Below are 22,904 nucleotides of genomic sequence, written 5' to 3' on the forward strand. Positions count from 1 at the left end.
GTGCGCGGCCGCCGCCGGGCGCGGGCGCGCCGGGCGCGGCGCCCGCCGGGACGCTGCCGTGCGCGCTCACACCGGCACCGCCGCGGGCCGTCTGCGGGCGTGGCGGGTCGCCGCCTCGAACGCGGCCGCGTGGCCGAGCAGCGCCAGCTCGCCGCGATGGCGGCCGACCAGCTGCAGGCCGACCGGCAGCCCGTCGGGCGTGAAGCCGGCCGGGATCGACAGCGCCGGCAGCGTCGTCGCGGAGATCCGCGAGCACGACCGCATCCACGTGTAGTACCGCTCCATCTCCACCCCCGCGATCGCTCTGACCCACTCCTGCTCGACCGCGAACGGCGGCACCTGCACCGTCGGCAGCGCGAGCAGGTCGAACTCGTGCAGCAGCGCGTTCGTGCGCCGGTACAGCGCGGTCCGCAGGTCGGCGGCGCGGGCCAGCTGGGCCGGGCTGAGCGCGCCGCCGTCGCGGATGTTGCCCGCGAGCGTCTCCTTGACCTGGCCGGGATGCGCCGCGAGGTCGTCGCCGTGGGCGGCGAACAGCTCGAAGGCGCGGAAGGTCTCGAACGCCTCGTCGGCGCCGGAGAGGTCGGGCTCGCGCAGCTCGATCTCCGCCCCCAGCTCGGTCAGCATGTCGCGGGCGCGTTCGAGCACGGCGGTGACGGCCGGGTCGACCGGGAGGCCGTCGGCGCTGTCGCTCCAGGCGATCCGGACGCCTTTGAGCGCGCGCGTCGGCGGGTCCTTGAACGCGGCCGGGTCGTCGGTGAGGGCGATCGGGGAGCGGTCGTCGGGGCCGGCGAGCGCGGCCAGCAGCAGGCCGGCGTCGCGCACGTCGCGCGCGATCGGGCCGAGCAGGCTGAGCGGGTCCCAGGCGTTGCCGGGCCGGCCGCTGGGGATCCGCCCCGGCGACGGCCGCAGCCCGACGACGTTGCAGAAGGAGGCGGGGTTGCGGACGGAGCCGCCGAGGTCGGAGCCGTCGGCGAACGGCAGCAGACCGGCCGCGACGGCCGCCGCCGCGCCGCCGCTGGAGCCGCCGACCGTGCGCGTCAGGTCGTACGGGTTGCGGGTCGCGCCGAAGACGGGGTTGAAGGTCTGCGAGCCGGCGCCGAACTCGGGCGTGTTGGTCTTGCCGATCACGATCGCGCCGGCCGCGCGCAGCCGCTCGACCAGCAGGCTGTCGGCGGCGGGCACGTGGTCGGAGTAGAGCGGCGAGCCGTAGGTCGTGCGGATCCCGGCCGTGTCCATCAGGTCCTTGACCGCGATCGGCAGGCCGTGGAGGATGCCCAGCGGCAGCCCCTGGCGCGCGCGCCGGTCGGCGGCCGCGGCCTCGACCAGCGCCCGTTCGGGCACGAGCGTCGGGATCGCGTTCAGCAGCGGGTCGACCGCGTCGATGCGAGCGAGGAAGGTCTCGACCAGCTCGACCGCCGACAGCTCGCCCGCGCGGACCGCCGAGGCCAGCTCGTGGGCACTGCGCCAGTGCAGCTGATCGGACGACACGCGTGGATCCTATCGTGTTTGAGTTGGATCCACTTGCAGATGTGCAGGCGCGTCGCGGGGCGATCCGCCGACGGCCTCATGCTCGGCGGCAGATGCGTATGACGCGGGCTCGCCTTCCGCATTCGGCGGCGCGGATGCGTCGAACGCTGGCGCGGATGCGTCAGTCGGCGGCGCGGGTGCGTCGCGGGCGCCCCAGATCGCGACGACGCCGACGAGCTGCGCGGCCGCCGCGACCCAGAAGGCGAGCGCCTCGCCCTGCCACGCCGCCAGCAGGCCGCCGGCGGTCGCGCCGGCCGCCATGCCGAGGTCCATGTAGGCGAGCACGGCGCCGGTCGCGGAGCCGCGCCGCTCGGGCGGGACGCTCGCGATCGCGACCAGCATCAGCGACGGGTACAGCACCGCGTAGCCGCCGCCGAGCACGAGCGCGCCGACGGCCGCCAGCCCGAACGAGCGCGCCAGCGCGATCAGCACCAGCCCGCCCGCGACCGCCAGCAGCGAGATCGCGGCGCTGCGGGCGCCGCCGACGCGGTCGGGCAGCGAGCGCAGCAGCAGCCGCGCGGAGATCACGCTCGCGGCGAAGATCGTGAAGACCGAGCCGGGGCCGAGCAGGCCACCGCCGTCGCCGATCCCGCGCGCCTGCAGGTGGAGGATCAGGAACGTCAGCACGACCCCCTGCCCCGCCCACGAGATCGCCCCGCCGGCGCCGGCCCGCGCGACCGCCTTCAGCGGCGCCAGCCACGCGCCCCCGCTCGCGCGCGGCCCGCCGCGCGGTCTCGGCGCGGTCCGCAGCGCGAGCAGCAGGCAGAGCGCGCCGGTCGAGAGCGCCGCGGTCGCGGCCCAGACGGCGGTGAAGCCGAACTGGTCGAGCAGCCGCTCGCCCAGCGGCGGGCCGAGCCCGAGCCCGATCCAGACGCTGACGCCGAAGATGCTCAGCGCCCGCCCGCGGGCGCCCGGCAGAGCGGTTTCGATCACCCAGATCGTGATCATCGTGTTGAGCGTCGCGCCGCCGAAGCCGGTCAGCATGCGGCCGACGCCGCCGAGCGCGAGCACGCCCGCGACGAGCAGCAGCAGCTCGCCCGCGATCGCCAGCAGCGCGCCCGCGATCGCGACCGGCCGCGGGCCGATCCGGTCGGCCAGCTCGCCGAGCGGCGGCCGCAGCACCATCGCCAGCAGCGACGCGACGCCGACGACGATCCCGACCGCCGCCGCGCCGCCGCCGAGCGGCCCGCGCACGTACAGCGGCAGCATCGCGGTCGTGACGCCGGAGGCCAGCACCGACAGCACGTTGATGCCGAACAGCGCCCAGAACGTGCCGCCGAGGCGAGCGTCGCTCGCGCCCGCCGCATCGCCGCCGGCAGCCGCGAGGCCGCCGGCAGCTTCCGCTTGGGCGCCCCCGGTCACCCGCGTTCGGCGAGGATCGAGGCGGCGATCCGCTCGCCGATCACGGTCACCGGCATCGCCGTCGCGGCGCGCGGGACGAACGGCATCAGCGCCGCGTCGGCGACGCGGCAGCCGGGCAGGCCGTGGATCTCGCCGCGCGCGTCGCAGACCGCCAGCGGGTCGCTCGCCGGACCCATTCTCGCCGTCCCGACGGGGTGCCAGTAGCTGTCCGGCCGGGCGCGCAGCCACGCCTCCAGCGCCGCCGGCTCGGTCACGTCGGGGCCGGGCGTCAGCTCGCCGCCGGCCACGTGAGCCAACGACGTCGCCAGCTCCCGCACCAGTGCGATCCCGTCGCGCAGCATCGCGACGTCCTCGTTGCCGGGATCGCTGAGGAAGCGATGGTCGATCAGCGGTCTCGCCTCCGGGTCGCGCGACAGCAGCCGGACGTGCCCGCGCGAGCGCGGCCGCAGCGCGCTCGCGCCCGCGTGCCAGCTCCAGCCGTCGTAGAGGTGGGTCGGGCTGTACGGGAACAGGTGCAGGTCGAACGCCTCGCGCTCGAAGCGCGACGCCGCCTTCGCGATCACCTGCTCGTCGGGCGCCCAGCCGGCCGCGACGGCCGCGTCCATCGCCGCCGCGATCTGCGGCGTGCCCGCGAACCGCAGCATCGCGAACGGCTGATCGTGGAGGTTCTCGCCGACGCCGGGCAGGTCGCGCGCGACGGCGATCCCGAGCGCGCGCAGCTGCTCCGCCGGCCCGACGCCGGAGCGCAGCAGCACCGTCGGCGTGCAGTAGGCGCCGCCGCAGAGGACGACCAGCGGCGCGGCGATCTCGTGCGTCTCGCCCCGCTGCGTCACCGCGACGCCGCGCGCCGCGCCGTCGGCGCCGATCAGCACGCGGTCGACGAGCGCGTCGCCGGCGATCGTGAGCGTGTCGAGGCCGCGGACCGGGTCGAGGTAGGCGAAGGCGCTGTTGAAGCGGATCCCGGCGCCGACGACGTTGACCGACTCCGGCGCCACGCCGACGCCCTCATCGAGGCCGTTGACGTCGTTCAGCTGCGGCAGACCGGCGGCCGGACCGGCGTCGAACCACGCCCGCTGCCACGGCGTCAGCTCGCCGAGCGGATAGGTGCGGACGCGCAGCTGGGTCGACGCTCGCTCGAACAGCGGGGCCAGCTCGTCGGCGCTCCAGCCGGGGTTGCCGAGCGCGGCCCAGCCATCGTAGTCGAGCCGGTGGCCCCACGTCTGCACGGCGCCGTTGTGGGTCGAGCAGCCGCCGAGCACGCGCGAGCGCTCGAACCGCATCGGCTCGCCCTCACCGAGCGTGTCGCCGGAGTCGAAGCCCCAGTCGCAGGAGTGGCCGAGCCGTCTCGCGTCGAGCAGGTCCTGCGGCCAGCGCGGATCGCCGAGCGGGCCGGGATCGGGGCCGGCCTCCAGCACGAGCGTCTGCACGCCGGCCGCGGCCAGCCGCGCCGCGACGACCGCCCCTGCCGTCCCGCCGCCGACGACGATCGCCTCGGCTTCGCGCGGGAGCGGCGTCATCGCGCGCCTCGCGCGAGGCCGCCGCCGAACGCGGACGCGGCGCTCACGCCGGCACCTGCTCGCCCGCGCGCAGCAGCATCCGCGGGATCGCCGACAGCGGCGCGAGCGTGCCGCCGTCCATCACGACGGTGTCGATCGCGGCCACCTCGAAGCCCTCGTCGCGGTCGTAGAGGATCGTCTCGAAGTTGGAGGTCCAGCCGTCCTGCAAGGCGATCCGCTCCGGTCCGTCGTTGGCGAGGTAGGCGTGCCCGACCCAGCTCGGCGGCAGCGCGAGCCCGAGCGCATAGCCGCCGACCCACCAGATCCGCTCCGCCGCGATCCGCTCGCGCACGTGCGCCTCGGCGAGCGCCATCGCGCCCTCCGGCCCCTCCCCCGCGCGGGCCGAGCGGCAGAGCGCGGGCAGCGCGCCGGCGGCGTGGTCGAGCAGCTCGGCCGCGAGCGCGCTCGGCGTCCCGACCGCGAACGTGCGCGAGAGGTTGACGTGGTAGCGGTCGACGACCGCGCAGGCGTCGACGCAGACGACGTCGGGCTCGCTCAGCGCGCGCGTGGACGGGAACGCGTGCGTGTCGCACCATGCGCCCGGCCCCGAGGAGACGAGCGCGGGCTGCGCGGCGACCTCGCTGCCGCGCTCCGCCAGCAGCGTCGTGATCAGCGCGCCGACCTCCAGCTCGCTCATGCCCGCGCGCAGACGCGGCGCGAGCGCGCGGAAGGCGTCGTCGGCGATCTCGCCCGCGCGGCGGACCCGCTCCAGCTCGGCCGGCGACTTGAACAGCCGCGCGCCGTCGACCAGCCAGTCGCCCGCGACGACCTCGGCGCCGGCCGCCGTTAACGCCTGCTCCAGCCCGCGCAGCTCGGCGGCGACCGGGCTCGGCGCCGTCCATTCGAGCGCGATCGTGCCGCCGAGCCAGCCGCGCCGGCCCAGCTCGCGCGTCGCGACCGCTGCCGCCTCGCCGTACTCGAACGTGATCAGCTCGTCGTAGAGCGCGTTGAGGCGGACGTAGTCGACGTGGCGGCTCCAGTCGAGAAAGAGGAGCTGCTCCGTGTCGGCCCGCAGCGCGCAGCCGAGCGGCAGCCGCGGCGGGTACCAGGAGGCCTCGTAGCCGGTCAGCCACAGCACGTTCGCGGGCGAGCTGACGTAGAGCGCGTCGATCCCCCGCGCCGCCATCCGCTCGCGCACGCGGGCGCGGCGGTCGGCGTACTCGGCGAGGTCGAAGGCGAGCGAGTCGGGGACGTTCACGGGGCCTCCTTGTCCAAGAGCCGCCGCGGCGCGGCGACCAGCAGCTCGTCCAGCTCCGCGTCGCCGAGGCCGCGCTCGCGCAGGGCCGGCACGACGCGCGCGGGCAGGTGGGCGAAGCCGCGGCCGCCGTGACGGCGCAGCGCCCCGCGCGTCCACGTCCCGCATGCGAGCGTCTGGCGGGCGCCGGGCTGCTCCTCCAGCAGCATGCAGATCGCGTCGATCCGCTGGGCGTCGGTCGCGGCGGTGAGGCCGGCGCGCGGCGGCGCCTCGTAGCCGAAGCACCACTTCAGCGTGGCGCCGGTCGCGGCCAGCTCACGCACGCGGGCGTGGTCGTTCGCGTAGCCGTCGACGTTGGAGAGCAGCACCCGCCCGGCCCCGATCCCCTCGCGCGCGAGCAGCTCCAGCAGCCGCGACGCGGTGTCGGCGCGCGGGTCGAGCCGCAGGGCGACGGCGGCGCCGGTCGCGGCGGCGGCGGCGCCGGCGGCGCGGACCGCGCGCTCCTCCTCGGGCGCGGGCGGCAGCCCCTCGCCGACGAGGCCGACGATCCCGGCACGGTGCTCGCAGCCGGGCAGCCTGTCGGTCAACGCGCTCACGAACCGCTGCGCGAGCGCGTCGCCGTCGAGCGCGCGCAGCCACTCGGGCCAGGTGCGGCCGAGGTAGGCGCCGACCCCGGCGACCACGTGCACGCCGCTCTCACGCGCGATCTGCGGCAGCCGCGGCGACGGCCCGCCGAACCCCCACACGGTCAGGTCGACGACGGCGCCGAGCCCGGCCGCGCGCGCGTCCGCCAGCTCGGCCGTGACGAGCGCCGCGTCGTCCTGGAAGTGCTCGCGCGGCGGCTCGAGCCCGAGCCCGCGGGCGTCGAACAGCAGGTGCTCGTGCATCGAGGCCGGCCCCAGCAGCGCCGGATCGAGCGGGCCGAGGACCGTCTCGATCACGGCCGTCTCGACCCGTGCCCCGTCGCGGCCTCGATCGCCGCCGCGTGGCGCAGCAGGTCGAGCTCGCCGCGGTGGCGGCCGACCAGCTGCAGGCCGACCGGCAGGCCCTCGCTGCTGAAGCCGCCCGGCAGCGACAGCGCCGGATGCGCGGTGACGACGATCCGCGTCGCGCACCGCTGCCACTCGAAGTAGCGCTCGAAGCGGGTGCCGGCGACCTCCCTCACCCACGGCAGCTCGACCGGCGGCGGCACGACCGGGGCGACCGGCGCCGCCAGCAGGTCGTAGCGCTCCATCAGCGTGCAGGTGCGGCGGTAGATCGCGGTGCGAGCGGCCTGCGCGTCGACCAGCTGCTGCGCCGTCAGCGCTCTGCCCTGCTCGACGTTGCGGACGATGTCGTCGCGCATCGCGTCGCCGAACCGCGCCACGTCGGCGCCGCAGAAGGCGAGGAAGCCGAGCATCTCGATCGTCTCCCACGCCGCGTCGGCGCCGGAGAAGTCGGGCTCGACGTCCTCGACGACGCAGCCGGCCTCGACCAGCGCCGCGCGCATCTCGCCCAGCACGCGCTGCACCTCGGGGTCGATCGGGAGGCCGTCGAGGTCCCAGCTCCAGGCGACCCGCACGCCCTTCAACCCGCTCGGGACGATCTGCGCGAAGGCCGCCGGGTCGTCGTCGAGCGCGATCGGCGTGCGGTCGTCGCGACCGGCGATCGCCGACAGCAGCAGGCCGGCGTCGGCGACGTCGCGAGCGATCGGGCCGAGCACGCCGTGCGGGCTCCAGCCGTCGTCGGGCCGGCTGGAGGGGATCCGCCCCGGCGACGGCCGCAGCCCGACGACGTTGCAGAAGGCGGCCGGGTAGCGCAGCGAGCCGCCCGAGTCGGAGCCGTCGGCGAGCGGCAGCAGCCCGGCCGCGACCGCTGCCGCCGCGCCGCCGCTGGAGCCGCCGGCGTGGCGGTCGAGCGCGTAGGGGTTGCGGGTCGGCCCGAAGAGGTCGTTGAAGGTGAGCGTGCCGAGGCCGTGCTCGGGCGTGTTCGTCTTGCCGATGATCAGCGCCCCGGCGGCGCGCAGCCGCTCCGCCAGCAGCGAGTCGCGCGTGGCGATCCGGTCCTTGTGCGGGACGGCGCCGGCGGTCGTCGGCAGCCCGGCGACGTCCATCACGTCCTTGACCGCGATCGGCAGCCCGTGCAGCGGCCCGAGCGGCTCGCCGGCCGCGACGGCGTCGTCGGCGGCGCGCGCCAGCGCGAGCGCGTCGGCCTCGGGGATCGCGTTGACGATCGCCCCGAGCGCCGGCTCGTGCGCGGCGATCGCGTCGAGGTGGCGCTGCATCGTCTCGACCGCCGAGACCTTCCGCTCGCGAATCGCCGCCGCCTGCTCGCGCGCGCTCAGCATCGCGGCTCCTCCCCTGCCGCCGCTCCGCCGAGGCCCGCCCGCGCGACGGACTCGCCGCCGCTGCCCGCGCCCGCGCCGCTCGCGGCCCGCCTCCCCGCCCGCGGAAGCCTCGCCGCGATCACACCGCGAAAGCCGGCGGCGAGCGCCGAGAGACCGAGTGCGAACGCGGGCGCAGCGTAGGCGGCGACTTCCTCCAGCGGCATCCCGGCGACGTGAGCGAGAACGGGCATGCGGCGCAGTGTATCCACAGATACAACAGTTGGATACAAAACTTCTCACCAGCGTCACGCCCGCCGGGACGCTGCACGCGCAGATCGCCGGCGACCTCGCCTGCCCGAGACACCCGTGACTCGATTCGGCGTTTGACGAACCTGGCGCGGCGGGGAGGCCTCTGCGATGAGCCCCATCCGCAGCACCGCAGTCACGGCGGCGGCGTTGATCGCCGCCGCCTCAGCAGCACCGGCCTCGGCCAAGACGATCACGCTCCCCGCCGGCTTCTCGGCGGAGGCGATGACCGCCCACCGCGGCGCCCTCTTCGTCAGCTCGCAGACGAGCGGCGAAGTGCGCCGGATCGACCCGCGCAGCGGGCAGCAGACCGTGCTCGTCAAGGGCAGAAGAGGCAACCGCGGCAACGGCCTCCGCTTCGCCGGCGACAACCGCCTGATCGTCGCCGGCGGCACGAACGGCAAGATCGACGTCTACGACGGCCGCAGCGGCAGGCTGATCCGCCGCCACAGCGTCCCCGGCGCCGGCTTCCTCAACGGCGTCGCCGTGCAGGGCAAGACGGCCTACGTCACCGACACGCTCACGCACCTGATCCACGCGCTGCCGACCTCCGGCAGGGGCACGGTCCGCACGATCAGACCGGGCGGCGACTTCACGCCCGACAGACTCGACCTCGACGGGATCATCCTCGCGCGGCCGGGCTGGCTGCTGACCGGCCAGTACGGCAGCGGCAAGCTGTTCGCCTTCTCGACCAAGACCGGCGCGACCAGACAGGTCACGCTCAACGCTTCGCTGCCCACCAACGACGGCCTCGCGCTCAGAGGCCGCACGCTGTTCGTCGCCGAGAACCGCGGCAAGGTCCAGGTCGTGAGACTGAGCGCCGACCTCGCCAGCGGCCGCGTGACGCAGACGCTCCCGCGCGGCAGAAGGCTGCGCAACCCGGTCGACCTGGCGCTGATCGGCGGCCACCTGTGGGTGCTCGACGGCCACGTGCCGGGCGACGACCCCGCCAGAACCGCCCGGCAGGTCGACAGAATCATCGACCTCGGGCGGTTCTAGGCGGACCGCGGGCGCCTAGCGCCCGCCGCCGACGAACGTCACGTACGGCGCGTCGCCTTGGCCGCTCACGCCCGAGTTCGGGCCGAGCGCGACGCGCCCCGCCGGCAACGTCTTGCGGAAGACGACGAGCGGGGTGTCCTGCCGCCCGACCGGCTGGTCCCACGCCGACAGGTCACCGTCGAACCGCTCGCTGAAGAGCGTCCGACCGGCGGGATCGCTGACGCGCAGGTCGTCGTACTCGCCGACGTCGCTGCCGCCGAGGCTGACGCCGACGCGGCCGGCGGCGTGCGTCGTGTCGGTGCGCTCGTCGACCAGCTCGCCGCCCAGGAACGTGCGGATGCGGTCGCCGATCGCCTCGATCCGGATTCTCCACTCGTTGCCGGCCGGAGGCTTCAGTGGCATCACCGTGCCGAGCAGCGTCGATCTGCCGTCGACCAGCACGCTCATCCGCAGCTGGCCGAGCCCGCCGGCGCTGCCGAGCGGCCCGCCGATCTGCCAGACGTAGCCGTTTCTGCTGTCCGGCGCGCGGAAGACGACCGCCGCGCCGACCTGGATCTGCCGCACCGTCGCCTCGAAGACGACGTCGCCCCAATCAGCGCCCGCTCGCGTCAGCGTGACACCGCCGCCGGAGGCGCGCAGGCAGCCGTCGACGAGCGTGAAGCGGCGCAGCTGGTCGTGGGTGGCGATCGTCTCGCCGGTCCGCTCGAAGCCCTGCTCGGCCAGCCATGACGGCCACCATCTGCCCTCGCCGCGCGCGTCGAAGGCGACCGACACCGGCGCGGGCCGCGCGAGCTGGAAGCTGAGCGCCTCGGCCGGCGCCGTCGCCTTCGCGTCGGCCGTGAACGGGCGGATCGTCGTCGCGCCCTCCAGCGACGGCGGCAGCGCGGCGATCGTGTCGCCCCTGTCGCTGAAGAGCTGCCCGCCGACGCGCGCCTGCACGAGCTGGTCGAGCTTCTCCGGGGCGACCTGCGAGACGAGCCCCTCGGGCTGCTGCGGCACCCCGCCGGCGACGCCGAGCGTCACCTCCCCGAGCCGCTTGACCGCCCGCGCCGGCGTCCCGCCGACCGCGGCGAAGCGGGTCCGCGCGACCGGCCGCGCGACCCGCTCCAGCGTGTAGGAGCGACCCTGCTTCAACCTGGCTGAGATGACCGCGGCGCGGGTCCCGTCCACGACCACTCGATCGCGGCCATGGCGGGCTTCGAGCAGCTGGACGGGCTGGCCCGGCCACGGGTTCGCGATCCGCACCGTCTCACTCGACCCGGCCTCGATCCCGACGTACGCCGGCACGCCGCCGCGGACCTCTGTCGAGATCCGATGGGCGCCGCCGACGACGACCGTCCCGGCTGCCGACCACGCCTCCGGCCAGGCGCGAGCGACGCGGATCGTGCCGTCGTAGTCGGCCACGAGCGCGTCCTGCAGGGCGCCCGCGACGATCGCGTTCCACGAGCTGTACATGTTGCGCTGCGCGGCGGGGTCGTCGTTCTTGCCGTGGACGGAGAAGCCGTTGGGGTACTTCTGCAGGTCGCGCGTACCCTGCTGCAGCAGGGCGGCCATCGCGTCGGCCTGGCCGAGCCGGGCGGCCCAGATCGGGTCCTCCGACCACTCGCGCGTGAGCGGGAAGACGCGCTGGCGGAAGGTCGCCTGCATCAGCTCGCTGTCGGCGCCGAGCAGGCCCCACGGCAGCAGCGGCTCCATGTCGGTGTTCTGCGTGTTCTTGGCCGGCTCGCCGGTCGCCGACCAGGCCAGCACCCGCTCGCCGTTGCGGGTCGTCGTCGGCAGCTCGGGGAGGCGCGCGGCGGCGGCGCGCAGGCGAGCGGCGAGGTCGCGCTCGCCGCGCTCGGCGGCCAGCCGCGCGAACAGCGGGAACATCACGCGCATGCCGGCGACGTCGGTCGTCGGGTCGGTCGTGTCCCACTGCGTCTCGAACGAGTTGACGTGCTCGAGGTGGAGGCGGCCGTCGGGGCCCTCTCTCAGCAGCGACAGGTAGAACGCGGCGACGTCGCGCATCAGCGGCCAGCCGCGCTGCAGCAGCGACGCGTCGCCCGTGCGGCGGGAGGTCTCGTAGAGCGTGCGCGAGACCTCCAGCCCGCCGGTCAGGATCCGGTTGGTCCAGGTCGGCTCGGCGGCGGCGAGGCAGCCGTCGGCGCTGCCGTCGAAGCGGATCAGCTCCGGCAGGCAGGTGCCGGCGGCGCCGGGCCAGCTCGCGCGTGTCGCGGCACGCAGCCTGTCGAGGCGGTCGAGGTACAGCCGCAGGTACGGCAGGTTGAACGCGGCGGTGCCTGCGCCGAGGTTGGCGAAGCTGCCCTGGCGCAGGTTGAAGTGGAACCAGGTCGGCGCAGAGACGGCGCCGTCCTTCCACGGGTAGAGCATGTTGGCCGCGCCGGCCTGGCCGGTCGGAACGCTCCCGCGCATCGTCGCGGCGGTCGTGTAGAGCTGCTGCGCGCGCAGCGCCTCCATGTACTCGCCGCTGCCGTCGGGCGAGTCGATCCGCAGCGGCGCGGCCTGGCGCGACCAGAAGTCGTGCCACCAGGCGCGGTGGGCGCGGTCGAGCGGGCGCGCGCCGTCGGCGCCGGCGAGCGCGGCGCGGCTGGCGGCGGCGAGGTCGCCGCCGGCGTAGGACGGGACGCCGACGACGACGCGGAAGCTGCCGTCGCGCTTGGGCGTGAAGTCGAGCCGGACGGTGTCGCCGTCGACGACGGTCGCGCGCACGTCGCGGCCGTCGGCGGTCAGCGCCGCGATCGCGCCGGAGGCGAGGCCCGATCTGGCGTCGCTGAAGGTCTCCGCGAGCGCGGCGCGGTCGCCGCTGGCGTACGTCGCCGGTCTGCGCCCCTCCCACAGCGTCAGCTCGGCCGACTGGCGTCTGCCGGCCGGCGCCCCGGTCACCTCCAGCACGAGCTGGTCGCGGTCGGCGCGGACGTAGGCGCGCGCGTTCAGCCCGCCGCCGCGCTGCTGCAGCTCGGCGTCGTGGTAGTCGAGCCGGCCGTCGTAGTCGCGCGCGGTCGCCATGCTCAGCAGTCCCGGCACGACCAGCCGCCCGGCCGACTTCAGGTCGGGGAAGGTGTCGTTGCGGTTGAGCTGGGCGGTGAAGCCGTCGCGCGCCCAGACGGCGGCGCCGAGCGTGCCGTTGCCGAGCGGCATCGCCTGCTCCTCGCGCCACGACGGGTCGTCGAGCACGAGGTCCGAACGCGAGACGACCGCGCCGGCGTCGAGCTGGAGCCTGCCGTCACGCCAGGCGGTCGTCTCGGCGGTGCCGCCGCCGGGGCGCGCGGCCTCGGGCGCGGGCGCGGCGGCGGACGCGGCGACGGCGGTTCCCTGCGCGACCACGGCGATCGCTCCGGCGACGAGCGCGATCACGCCACGACGACTCATCCGCGCGCCTCCGGCGGGAGGGCGGCGCTGCGCGCCGGGGCGGCGCCGGCGCAGAACTGCATGACCATCGATCTCTCCTCAGTCAATCGATTGACCTACGACAACAGGAGAGCGCTTACCCACCTGCACCCTGAATCAATCGTTTGACTCGACGAGCGCCGACACGACGCGCGGCGAGAACGGCCGAGGAGCTGGAGCGGCTCCTCGGCCAGTTCAAGCTCTAGCGTCTGATCCGCGACAGCGTGTCGCACCCCCAGTTTCTGGGGGTGCGACCGCAGAAGTCGATCTTGTCGCGGTTGTAGAAGGCGATCTTCAGCGTCGCGGCCGGATCGGCGTCGACCTTGACGCAGTCGGGCAGTCTCCACCAGCTGAACTCGCTCGTGTAGGAGCCGTCGGCGCCGGCGATCGCGAACTGGCTGCCGGTCGGGCGGTAGACGCAGTCGCCGCCGTTGATCGTGTTCGGGTTGAGCGCGGTGGCGGTGAAGCCGCCGCCCGGGTTGGCCGTGATGCGGAGGTCGCCGCCGCCGTCGTTGTAGCGCCAGTCGCCGAGGATCGGGTCGACGACCTTGCAGCCCAGCAGCGCCATCGGGCCGAGGAACGTTCTGCTGTACATGTCGAACGTGAAGGTGCGCACGACCAGCTCGGCGACGAGCTTGCCCGACAGCTTCGCCTCCGCCTGGCAGGTGCCGTCGTATCTCGCCTGGGCGACCAGCTCCGGGCCCAGCTCGACCTTCACGTTGGCGACCTTCGGCAGCCCGACGCCGGCCTCGACGTAGAAGCCGGCCTGCGCCTGCAGGTCGAGCGCGACCTGGCCGTCGATCCGGCTCTGCGGCGTGGCGGTCGCCTGCAGCCAGTTCGCGACGCCGCGGTCGCTGTCGGCGTCGATCGTCAGCGCGACGGCGTGATCGGCGGTGACGGGGCCGCCGGTCTGCGTCATCGCCGTCTTGATCGCGATCTTGGCGCCGAAGAAGAACGGCACGACGACCGGGCCGATCGGGACCGCGACGATCTGCGTGAAGCCGTCGAGCGTCTCGCTGCACTTGAGCGCGTCGCCGTCGTTCAGTCTCCAGCCGACGAACCACGCGCCGGAGAGGCGGAGGTGGACGCGCGGGTGCAGCACGCCCCATTCGAGCTGCTCGATGCGCGGGTCGCGCAGGCCCATCTGGATGTCCGCCGCGGCGCCGCCCGACTGGCCGACGTTCGTGTCGAGTCTGCACGGCAGCCCCTTCGCGAACTTGATCGCCTTGCCGAGATCGGGCTCGGGGCCGACGGTCGTGCTGCCCGCCGCACGCGCCTGGGTGCTGCTCGTGCCGGCGCCCGGCGCCCAGCCGTGGAACTCCGGCACGACCTCGGTGACCGGCACCGATCTCAGCCCGACGATGACCCCCCGCTTCGTTCTGCGCACGCTCGTGACGCGCGAGATCAGCCCGCTCGGGAGCTGTCTGGTCGGGCCGGAGGTGAAGTACGCGCCCGCTCTGGGGACGGCAGCGCCGCGCGGGAGCACGAGGCCGGTCGGGTCGTCCTTCGCGCCCTGGACGGCGGCGATCCGGCGCGGCGCGGGCTGCACGCCGTCGCGGATGATCGCGCCGTAGGAGGCGGCGAGCGTCGCGCCTCTGCCCGTTCTCTGAATGCGGACGCTGGTACGCGCCTGTGTCGGCAGCGCGACCGAGCCGGCCGGGATCCCCTTGCCGCGCGTCTGCACGCGTCTCAGCGTCAGCACGTAGCGGCCGGGCTTGAGCCCCCGCAGCGTCGTGCTCGCGCGCCGGATCGGCGTCGCCCCTCTGATCCCCGGCCCGCGCAGCGTCGCCGCTGGCGCCTGGCCCTTCGGCAGGCCGCTGATCTGAACCTGCAGGGAGACCCGTGGGGCGGCTTCGGCGGGTACGGCGACGGCCGCGAGCGCGGCGACAGCCAGCGCGACGACCGCCGCGCGCGGGGAACTGCTCGGCATCGAGTGACCTTCCATGGCTCTGCGAGGGACGAGGCGGACCCTAGCGCGCGCCCGCTGCGCCGCGGTTCGGCTGCCCGCACCCTCGCGCGGCAGCCGGCCCCCCGCCTCCCGCGCCAGCCGACCCCAACCTCCCCGGCCGGGCGCGGCCGCCCACCCCCGCCGCGCGCGTCGCCCCGCCTCCCCGCCGCGCGCGTCGGCGCCGCCCACGCTACGCTTGCCAAATGGGTTTGGCAAACGATCGCAAGGGCGCCCACGCGTCGGAAGCGAACGGCGGCGCCGACGGCGGCCCGCTGCGCATGCTCGTCTGGGACGGGATGCCGGCGGCCGAGGCGCTGGCGGTCGTCGCGGAGCGGGTCGGGGTCGCGCTCGACTGCGAGCCGATCGCGACCAACGAGCAGCTCGAGGCGCGGCTGCTGGCGGGCGAGCGGTTCGACCTGATCACGCCCTCTGACTTCATGATCGAGCGGCTCGCCGGGCGCGGGCTGCTGACGCCGCTCGACCCCTCCCTCCTCCCCGGCCGCGACGCGCTCGCGCCGTGGGTGCGACGGCCGCCGTGGGACCCGCAGGAGCGCTGGGCGGTCCCGCTCGCCTTCGGCACGACCGGCTATCTGTACGACCGCGACCGCCTCCCCGGCGCCGGCGGCTGGCGCGCGCTGCTGGCGCCGCCGGCGGGCGTGACGGTCGGGCTGCTGGACGAGCCGCGCGAGGTGATCGGCGCCGCGCTGCTGGCCGTCGGCGAGCGCTTCGAGGCGACCGGCGCCGCCGCGCTCGCACGCGCCCGCGAGCTGCTGCTGGCGCAGGCCGCCGCCGGCGCCTACGCCCGCCGTGACTCGGGCGACTTCGTCACGCCGGTGCGCGACGGCAGCGTCGCCGCCCACCACGCCTGGGGCGGCGCGGCGGCCGCCGCCGTCCGCGCCGAGCCGCGGCGGCTCGCCTACGCGGTGCCGCAGGAGGGCGTCGTCGTGTGGGTGACGACCGTCGCGATCGCCGCCGGCTGCGCCCGCCCCGGCCTCGCGCACGCCGCGATCGCCGCGCTGCTGGACCCGCAGGTCGCGCGCCTCAACGTCGAGCGCGCCGGCCACGCGACCCCGAACGCCGCCGCCCAGGCGCTGCTGCCGCCGCAGCTGCGCGACGACCCCGTGCTGTTCCCGCCCGCGGCCGTGCTGGAGCGCCGCCTGACCGTCCGCGACCTCGACGCCGACGCCGCGGCCCGCATCGACGCGCTGTGGGCCGAGCTCGTCGCCGCCGTCGGCTAGCGGCTCAGCCGCCAGGCTTCGGCGGCGCCCATCTGTGGACCGGATGCTGCTCCGGCGCGGGCTCCGCGGCGGGCGCGGGCTCTGGCGTCCCCTCCTCCAGAGCAACGTCGGCTTCAGCTTCGGCTTCGACCGACGGCTCGTCGGTCGCGTTGAAGAGCGCGACGATCTTGTCGAGCACCGCCTGCTCGCCTTCGCTGATGCGCGTGCCGCCGATGCCGAGGAAGCCGCCCTCCTTGTGCGCGTTCGCGACCGCCTCGGCGGCGGCGTAGACGAAGCGCTTGTACTCGGCGACCTCCTCATAGGTGGCGATCCGTTCGAGGATCAGGACCGCCTGGCGCAGCCGGTCGAAGACGAACCGCTCCAGCTCCTCCGCCGAACGCGGCCGCTCCGCGACCTGGGCGGCCGGCGGCGCGCTGCTCAGCAGCTCCGCCAGCAGCGGGCTCGGCCCGGCCGCGCGTGCCTCCGCGTAGGCGCGCGACAGCGCGACGCTCTCTCTCAGCGTGCCGCCGCGGCTCGCGGAGACGACCAGCATCCCCGTCAGCGCGGGCGCCGCGGCCACTTTCGCCCAATCGTCCGCGCTGAAGGCGGCCTTCCTCGTCATCGCTCCAACCACCTCCGTGTCGCCAGGACCTGCGACAAAGCTAGCGGTCGAGGCCGAGCGCTTCCTGCGCCCGGTCGGCGACCAGCCCCGCGATCGCCAGCGCCGAGGTCGCCGCGGGCGACGGCGCGTTGCGCACGTGCAGCGCGTCCGGCGACTGCGAGAAGACGAAATCGTCGACCAGCCTGCCGTCGCGCGAGACCGCCTGCGCGCGCACGCCGGCCTGGCCCGGCAGCAGGTCGCTCGCCTGCAGCGCCGGCACGTATTCCGCGCAGGCGGCGGCGAAGGCGCGCCTGCTGGCGGCCAGCCGCAGCTCGTCCAGCCCGCTGCGCCAGTATCTCGCCATCACCTTCCAGGTCCCCGGCCAGGCGAGCGTCTCGCGCAGGTCGTCGGGCCGCACCCGCCCGATCGCATAGGCGTCGCGGGCGCCGACCAGCAGCGCGCTCGGCCCCGCCCACACCTCGCCCGAGACGTGCTTGGTCAGGTGGACCCCGAGGAACGGCAGCGCCGGATCGGGGACCGGGTAGATCAGCCCTCTGACGAGCGAGCGCGCGGCCGGCGCGAGCGTCAGGTACTGGCCGCGGAAGGGGACGATCCGCGGGTCGGCGTCGGCGCCGGCCGCGCGCGCGACGCGGTCGGCCCACAGGCCGGCGCAGAAGACCGCGCGGCGCGCGACCGTCTCGCGCCCGTCGGCGCCGCGCAGCAGCAGCCCGGCGCCGCCCGCCCGGCGCTCCGCCGAGACGATCTCGGTGCCGAGCAGCAGCTCGCCGCCGGCGGCGCGCACGTCGTCGGCGAGCGCGCGGGCGACGGCGGGGAAGTCGACGATCGCGGTGTTCGGCGAGTGCAGCGCGGCGACGCCGGCGGCGTGCGGCTCCAGCTCGCGCAGGCCGGCGGCGTCGACCCGTCTCAGCCCCGGCACGCCGTTGGCGCGACCGCGCCGCTCCAGCTCCTCCAGCCGGCCCAGCTCGCGCTCGTGCAGCGCGACGATCACCTTGCCGCAGCGGTCGAGCGCGATCTCGCGCTGCTCGCAGTAGTCGAACAGCGCGGCGGCGCCCTCGACGCACAGCCGCGCCTTCAGCGAGCCCGGCTGGTAGTAGATGCCGGCGTGGATCACGCCGCTGTTGTGACCGGTCTGGTGCGCGCCGACGGCGGGCTCCTTGTCGATCACCGCGAGCCGCAGGCCGGGCCGGCGCGTCAGCAGCTCGCGCGCGACCGCCAGCCCGACGATCCCGGCGCCGACGACGGCCAGGTCGTAGGTTCCCTCCGTAGACACAGACACTGTGCAGCGATGCTACACACGCGAGGCGGCCGTTGTCGGCTCGCCCCCGGCCGCTACCGTGGCTGTCATGCGCGCACCGAAGGGACTCGGGCTGGCCGCCCTCGCAGGGATCGCACTCGCCATCGCGCCGGCCGTCGCCGGCGCCGCCGCCGTGCCGGGCGCAGCGCCGCGGATCGTCGGCGGCCACGAGGCGCCGGCAGGGAGCTGGCCGTCGCTCGTCGGGCTGCTGACGCACGGCACGGCGAACACGTTCGACGCCCAGTTCTGCGGCGGCACGCTGGTCGCGCCGCAGTGGGTGCTGACCGCCGCCCACTGCGTCCGCGGCAAGAGCGCCGGCGACATCGACGTGCTCGCCGGCACGCACACGCTCGGCGACGGCAGCGGCACGCGCGTCGCGGTCACGCAGATCCGCGCGCACGCCGCCTACAGCGACGAGACCAAGCGCAACGACATCGCGCTGCTGCAGCTCGCGACGCCGCTGACGCAGCCGGCGATGGCGATCGCCGGCCCGGGACTGGAGCCGCTGTGGCCGGTCGGCGGGACCGCGCACGCCGCCGGCTGGGGCGCCGTCGCGGAGTCCGGCAGCTACCCGACGAGAATGCGCGAGGTCGACCTGCCGCTCGTCGCCGACAGCGTCTGCGCGGCGAGATACACCGTCATCTACGCCGCCCAGCAGGTCTGCGCGGGCAACGTCGAGAGCGGCGGCGTCGACACCTGCCAGGGCGACAGCGGCGGCCCGCTGACCGTCACCGACACGGCCGGCCGGCCCGTGCTGATGGGCGCCACCAGCTACGGCAGCGGCTGCGCCTTCCCGGGCAAGCCCGGCGTCTACACCGAGGTGCTCGGCTACCGCGCCTGGATCGACGCCGGGATCGGCTGGACCCGCGCCGCCACGACCGACCGCGAGCAGGTCTCGTTCGCCGCGCCCGCGAGCGCCGTGCAGACCGTCACGCTGACCGCGTCCGGCACCGCCCCGCTGGCGCTCGCGAGCGTCGCCGTCGGCGGCCGCGACGCCGCGCAGTTCAGCGTCGGCGACGACGGCTGCTCGCAGACGGCGCTGCCGATCGGCGCCAGCTGCAGCGTCACGGTGACGGCCGCGCCGAGCGTCACCGCCGACTCCAGCGCGACGCTGACGTTCAGCGGCGACATGCCGAGCGGCTCGACCGCCGTCACGCTCGGCGCCGCGCCGACCGCGATCCCCGATCCCGAGCAGCCCGGCGACGGGCAGCCCGCGACGCCCGGCCCGGCCCCGGCGCAGCCCGCGGCCCCGGCGCCCGCCCAGCCCGCGACCCCGGCTCCGACCCCCGCCGCCCCCGCGGCGACGCCGAAGGCCGCCCCGCGCGCGACCGTCGCGCTCGCCGCGCGCCGCGGCGCGACGCGGCGCCTGACGGTGCGGCTCGCCGCCCGCGGCAGCGTCACCGTGACGCTGAGCGCGCGCGTCAAGCAGGGCGGCAAGACCCGCATGATCGCCGCCGGCAGCGCCCGCACGAGCTTCACCGCCGCCGGCAGCAAGCTCGTCGCGATCCGCCTCAGCCCCGCCGGCCGGCGCCTGCTGGCGAGCAGCCGCCGCCTGGCCGTCAGCGCCCGCGTCGTCGTCACGGCGCCCGGCGCGAAGACGACGACGCGCACGCAGCGGCTGACGTTGCGCTGAGGGCGGTGCCCGGCGCGCCGCGCGCCGCGCGCCGCCGCGCCCGCCCCGCTAGCGCGCAGCCAGCAGCGCCAGCAGCTCCTCCGTCGTCCCCGTCTCGCCGAGGCGCGGGAAGACGCGCTGGACGCTGTGGTCGTGCAGCGCGATGTCGCGATCGGTCATCGCATCCGTGACGAGCGCGACGTGGTAGCCGTGCTCGTGCGCGAAGCGGGCGGTCGACTCGACGCCGGCCGAGGTCGAGATCCCGCTCAGCACGACCTGCGTGACGCCGCGCGCTCTCAGCTCGGCCTCCAGCGAGGTGCCGGTGAAGGCGCCCCAGGTCTGCTTCGTCACGCGCACGTCGCTCGGCTGCGCGTCCAGCTCCGGCACCAGCTCGGCCCAGTCGGCCGGGCGATCTGCGCCGAGGCGCGGCGCCTCGGTCCGCCCCGGCGCGCCGCCGGTCACGTTGACGAGCACGACCGGCAGGTCGGCGGCGCGGAAGGCGGCGGCGAGCCGTGCCGCGTTGGCGACGACCTGCTCGGACGGGTGAGCGGCCGGGATCCCGACGATCCCCTGCTGCAGGTCGATCACGACCAGCGCGGGCGTCGGGTCGAGCGTCGAGACGGTCATGCGGGTGCTCCTTCGGACGAGGTGGGCCTTGGGGCGGCGGCGTCGGCGCGGCCGCCGCGCGCCAGCGAGGCGAGCGCGGCGACGGCCGCGAGCGCCGCGGCGACGGTGAAGACGACGATCAGCCCGTCGTGGAACGGGCCGGAGATCAGCTGCGGGAAGAAGGTCGGGCCGGTCAGCGTCGCGGCGCTGCCCGGCGGCAGCGAGGCCAGCGCGCCGCTCGGCTCCAGCAGGTGCGCGATCGGGTTGACGCCGAGCACGGTCGCGAACAGCGACGAGACCGGCGGCAGCGCGGCGACCTGCTGCGCGACCGCGGGCGCGACTCCGTGCGCCTCCAGCCCGCTGCTCATCGTCCCCGGCAGCGTGCTGGAGAGGCCGGCGATCATCAGCGAGAAGAAGACGCCGATCGACAGGGCGGTGCCGGAGTTCTGGAATGTCGCCCGCATCCCCGACGCGGCGCCCCGCTGCGACGCCGGCACCGCGCCCATGATCGCGGAGGAGTTGGGCGCGCCGAACATGCCGGTGCCGATCCCGTTGAGCGTGATCAGCAGCGCGAACAGCCAGTAGGGGAAGTCGACCGGCAGCAGCATCAGGCCGACGAACGAGAGCCCGAAGACGACCATCCCGCCGGTCGCGAAGCCGCGCGCGCCGAAGCGGTCCGAGAGCGTGCCGGCGATCGGGCCGGAGATCAGGAAGCCGGCGGTCAGCGGCAGCATGTAGATGCCGGCCCACAGCGGCGTGTCGGCGAAGTCGTAGCCGTGCAGCGGCAGCCAGATCCCCTGCAGCCAGATGATCAGCATGAACTGCAGCCCGCCGCGCGCGACCGCCGCGACGAAGCCGGCCGCGCAGCCGGCCGTGAAGCTGCGGATGCGGAAGAGCGCGAGCTGGAACATCGGCTCCGCGATCGCCCGCTCGATCAGCACGAACGCGACCAGCAGCAGCACGCCGCCCGCCAGCAGGCCGATCACGAACGGATTGGTCCAGCCCATCGCGTGGCCGCCGTAGGGATGGATCCCCTCCGTGATCGCGACCAGCACGGCGCCGAGCCCGACGGCGAAGGTGACGTTGCCCCACCAGTCGATCCGCCCGCCCTGGCGCTGGCCGTCGTCGCGCAGCCGCAGGTAGGCCCAGATCGTCCCGAAGATGCCGATCGGGACGTTGACCCAGAAGACCGCGCGCCAGTCGAGCGCGGCCAGCAGGCCGCCGGCGACGAGGCCGACGAACTGGCCCGCGAGCCCGGCGATCTGGTTGATCCCGAGCGCGAAGCCGCGCTGGTCGGCGGGGAAGGCGTCGACCAGGATCGCGGCCGAGTTGGCGGTCAGCATCGCGCCGCCGAGCGCCTGGAAGACGCGCCAGACGATCAGCCACAGCGCGCCGTTGCCGCCGTGGAAGGGGTCGAAGCTGAGCGCGACCGAGGTGGCGGCGAAGACCGCGAAGCCGGCGTTGTAGATCTTCACGCGGCCGTACATGTCGCCGAGCCGCCCGAGCGTCACGACCAGCACCGCCTGCACGAGCCGGTAGCCCATGATCATCCACAGCAGGTAGCCGATGTTGCCGGGCGCGAGCGGGTCGAGGCCGATCCCGTTGAAGATCGCCGGCAGCGAGATCAGCACGATCGAGCCGTCGAGCGCCGACATGAAGACGGCGATCGTCGTGTTCGACAGCGCGGTCCACTTGTAGTCGCCCGCGGCTGTCGCGGCGGGCGCCATCAGATCCGCTGCGCGAGCCGCTCGATCAACGGCGCGGCCTGCGCGAGCTGCCGCAGCTCGGCGGGCGTGAAGTCCTGCGCGAGCGCGGCGGCGAGCTGCTCGACGCGCTCGTTGCGGCGGCTGCGCAGCGCGGTCAGCCCGGCGGCGGAGATCGACAGCACGATCCGGCGGCCGTCCTGCGGGTCGGCGGCGCGCTCGATCAGGCCGCGCTCGTGCAGGGCCGCGAGCGTCGCGCCCATCGACTGCGGGCTGATCTGCTCCTGCTTGGCGAGCGCGGCCGAGGTGGCGGGGCCGCTGCGGTCCAGCCGCGCCAGCGCGGCCGACTCGGGCAGCGTCAGGTCGCCGTCGGTCGGGACCTGCCGCATCCGCCGCAGCAGCATCCCGACGCTGACGCGCAGGGCGGCCGCGACGTCGTGCGGATCGGTCGACGTCGCGCCGCCGCCGTGCGCGTCAGCGGTGGTGGGGTACGCGTCCTTCGGGGCCATGTAGTAAGTCTAGCCTTATCAGTCTCCCCTTGCATTCCCGCCGCCCGCACGGGAAGTCTGCGGCGGAGTGCACCGTATGCGTGTACTCCGCCGCAGACTTCCGGGGCGGACTGGCGTCAGCGCGCGGGGAGGCTCAGCTCGAAGCGGGCGCCGGGGGCGGCGTCGTCGGCGGGCAGCAGGGTGAGCGTGCCGCCGTGGGCCTCGGCGACGAGGCGGGCGATCGGGAGGCCGAGGCCGGAACCGCCGGCGGTCGCGGTCGCGCGGTGGAAGCGGTCGAAGACGGCGTCGCGCTGGGCCGGCGGCACGCCGGGGCCGCGGTCGGCGACGAGCACGCGCGCCTCGTCGCCCTCGCGCGTCAGGCTGACCGCGATCTCGCCGCCGACGGCGCCGTAGCGGATCGCGTTCTCGACCAGGTTCGCGAGCGCGCGGGCGAGCAGCCGCTCGTCGCCCTCGACGACGGTCTCCCCCGCGCCGCCGTCGAGCCGCAGCTCCGCGCCGGCCGCCGCGGCGCGGTCGCGATGCTCTTCGGCGACCTGCTCCAGCAGCAGGTCGAGCCGCAGCGGCTCATGCTCGATCCGCCCTCGCCGCGCGTCGAGCCGCGCCAGCTCCAGCATGTCGGCGATCGTCCCCGAAGCACGCTCGGCGGCCTGCTCGATCGCCCGCAGCGCACCCTCGGCGGGTGCCGCGCCGCCGCCCGCCGGGCCGCCTCCCGCCGCGCCGCCCGCCGCCAAGCCGCCGCCCGCCGCCAAGCCGCCG

Annotated in this window: 18 protein-coding genes; 3 read left to right on the forward strand and 15 right to left on the reverse strand. The window is 75.6% G+C overall.

The window, feature by feature from the left end; all coding sequences use genetic code 11:
- Positions 1-66: 66 nt before the first annotated feature.
- Genes Q7L73_RS27005 through Q7L73_RS27035 form a run of 7 tightly spaced genes read right to left on the reverse strand, consistent with a single transcriptional unit; the run spans position 67 to position 8,196 of the window.
- The gene (locus Q7L73_RS27005; RefSeq protein WP_304695482.1) at positions 67-1,488 is read right to left on the reverse strand and encodes an amidase; all 1,422 of its coding nucleotides are present in this window, start codon (positions 1,486-1,488) and stop codon (positions 67-69) included.
- A 9-nt stretch (positions 1,489-1,497) separates the two neighbouring features.
- On the reverse strand, positions 1,498-2,889 hold the full coding sequence (locus Q7L73_RS27010) for an MFS transporter (RefSeq protein ID WP_304695480.1): 1,392 nt from the start codon (positions 2,887-2,889) through the stop codon (positions 1,498-1,500).
- The gene (locus Q7L73_RS27015) at positions 2,886-4,406 is read right to left on the reverse strand and encodes a GMC family oxidoreductase (protein WP_304695478.1); all 1,521 of its coding nucleotides are present in this window, start codon (positions 4,404-4,406) and stop codon (positions 2,886-2,888) included. The genes Q7L73_RS27010 and Q7L73_RS27015 overlap by 4 nt, the downstream gene beginning before the upstream one ends.
- A 43-nt stretch (positions 4,407-4,449) precedes the next feature.
- Positions 4,450-5,643, reverse strand: a complete 1,194-nt coding sequence (locus Q7L73_RS27020; protein ID WP_304695476.1) for a Xaa-Pro peptidase family protein — start codon at positions 5,641-5,643, stop codon at positions 4,450-4,452.
- Positions 5,640-6,581, reverse strand: coding sequence for a phosphotriesterase (locus Q7L73_RS27025; protein WP_304695474.1), 942 nt, complete (start codon positions 6,579-6,581; stop codon positions 5,640-5,642). The genes Q7L73_RS27020 and Q7L73_RS27025 overlap by 4 nt, the downstream gene beginning before the upstream one ends.
- The gene (locus Q7L73_RS27030) at positions 6,578-7,966 is read right to left on the reverse strand and encodes an amidase family protein (RefSeq protein WP_304695472.1); all 1,389 of its coding nucleotides are present in this window, start codon (positions 7,964-7,966) and stop codon (positions 6,578-6,580) included. The genes Q7L73_RS27025 and Q7L73_RS27030 overlap by 4 nt, the downstream gene beginning before the upstream one ends.
- Positions 7,960-8,196 carry a hypothetical protein gene (locus Q7L73_RS27035; protein ID WP_304695470.1) on the reverse strand — a complete coding sequence of 79 codons (237 nt, stop codon included), beginning with the start codon at positions 8,194-8,196 and terminating at the stop codon, positions 7,960-7,962. Before Q7L73_RS27035 ends, Q7L73_RS27030 begins: the two co-directional genes overlap by 7 nt.
- A 166-nt stretch (positions 8,197-8,362) precedes the next feature.
- Here Q7L73_RS27035 and Q7L73_RS27040 point away from each other — a divergent pair, with 166 nt between their 5' ends.
- On the forward strand, positions 8,363-9,250 hold the full coding sequence (locus Q7L73_RS27040) for an SMP-30/gluconolactonase/LRE family protein (protein ID WP_304695468.1): 888 nt from the start codon (positions 8,363-8,365) through the stop codon (positions 9,248-9,250).
- A gap of 15 nt (positions 9,251-9,265) precedes the next feature.
- Here Q7L73_RS27040 and Q7L73_RS27045 read toward each other — a convergent pair whose 3' ends face one another.
- On the reverse strand, positions 9,266-12,619 hold the full coding sequence (locus Q7L73_RS27045; RefSeq protein WP_304695467.1) for a hypothetical protein: 3,354 nt from the start codon (positions 12,617-12,619) through the stop codon (positions 9,266-9,268).
- Positions 12,620-12,839: 220 nt separating this feature from the next.
- Complete coding sequence (locus tag Q7L73_RS27050; RefSeq protein WP_304695465.1) at positions 12,840-14,567, reverse strand: hypothetical protein; 1,728 nt, start codon at positions 14,565-14,567, stop codon at positions 12,840-12,842.
- Positions 14,568-14,788: 221 nt separating this feature from the next.
- Between Q7L73_RS27050 and Q7L73_RS27055 the strand changes: the two genes are divergently transcribed.
- Entirely contained in the window at positions 14,789-15,823 is a 1,035-nt protein-coding gene (locus Q7L73_RS27055) for an extracellular solute-binding protein (protein ID WP_304695463.1), read from the forward strand.
- A gap of 4 nt (positions 15,824-15,827) precedes the next feature.
- Here Q7L73_RS27055 and Q7L73_RS27060 read toward each other — a convergent pair whose 3' ends face one another.
- Together Q7L73_RS27060 and lhgO are read right to left on the reverse strand one after the other, a co-directional pair.
- Positions 15,828-16,382, reverse strand: a complete 555-nt coding sequence (locus Q7L73_RS27060; RefSeq protein ID WP_304695461.1) for a hypothetical protein — start codon at positions 16,380-16,382, stop codon at positions 15,828-15,830.
- A gap of 82 nt (positions 16,383-16,464) precedes the next feature.
- Positions 16,465-17,700, reverse strand: coding sequence for an L-2-hydroxyglutarate oxidase (gene lhgO, locus Q7L73_RS27065; RefSeq protein ID WP_304695459.1), 1,236 nt, complete (start codon positions 17,698-17,700; stop codon positions 16,465-16,467).
- Between the two features lie 67 nt (positions 17,701-17,767).
- On the opposite strand from lhgO, the gene Q7L73_RS27070 reads away from it, so the two are divergent.
- The gene (locus Q7L73_RS27070) at positions 17,768-19,351 is read left to right on the forward strand and encodes a serine protease (RefSeq protein WP_304715734.1); all 1,584 of its coding nucleotides are present in this window, start codon (positions 17,768-17,770) and stop codon (positions 19,349-19,351) included.
- Between the two features lie 48 nt (positions 19,352-19,399).
- Here the strand turns inward: Q7L73_RS27070 and Q7L73_RS27075 are convergent, their stop codons facing one another.
- The 4 genes from Q7L73_RS27075 to Q7L73_RS27090 all read right to left on the reverse strand — a co-directional run.
- On the reverse strand, positions 19,400-19,957 hold the full coding sequence (locus tag Q7L73_RS27075; protein WP_304694813.1) for an isochorismatase family protein: 558 nt from the start codon (positions 19,955-19,957) through the stop codon (positions 19,400-19,402).
- Positions 19,954-21,663 (reverse strand): MFS transporter, encoded by a 1,710-nt coding sequence (locus Q7L73_RS27080; protein ID WP_304694811.1) that lies wholly within the window; start codon positions 21,661-21,663, stop codon positions 19,954-19,956. The genes Q7L73_RS27075 and Q7L73_RS27080 overlap by 4 nt, the downstream gene beginning before the upstream one ends.
- Positions 21,663-22,148, reverse strand: coding sequence for a MarR family winged helix-turn-helix transcriptional regulator (locus Q7L73_RS27085; protein ID WP_304694810.1), 486 nt, complete (start codon positions 22,146-22,148; stop codon positions 21,663-21,665). The genes Q7L73_RS27080 and Q7L73_RS27085 overlap by 1 nt, the downstream gene beginning before the upstream one ends.
- A 116-nt stretch (positions 22,149-22,264) precedes the next feature.
- A partial coding sequence (locus Q7L73_RS27090; RefSeq protein ID WP_304715736.1) for a sensor histidine kinase KdpD occupies positions 22,265-22,904 on the reverse strand: 640 nt, incomplete at its 5' end.

It is taken from the genome of Conexibacter sp. CPCC 205762 (genome assembly GCF_030646155.1).
In the GTDB taxonomy this organism is placed as follows: Bacteria; Actinomycetota; Thermoleophilia; order Solirubrobacterales; family Solirubrobacteraceae; genus Conexibacter.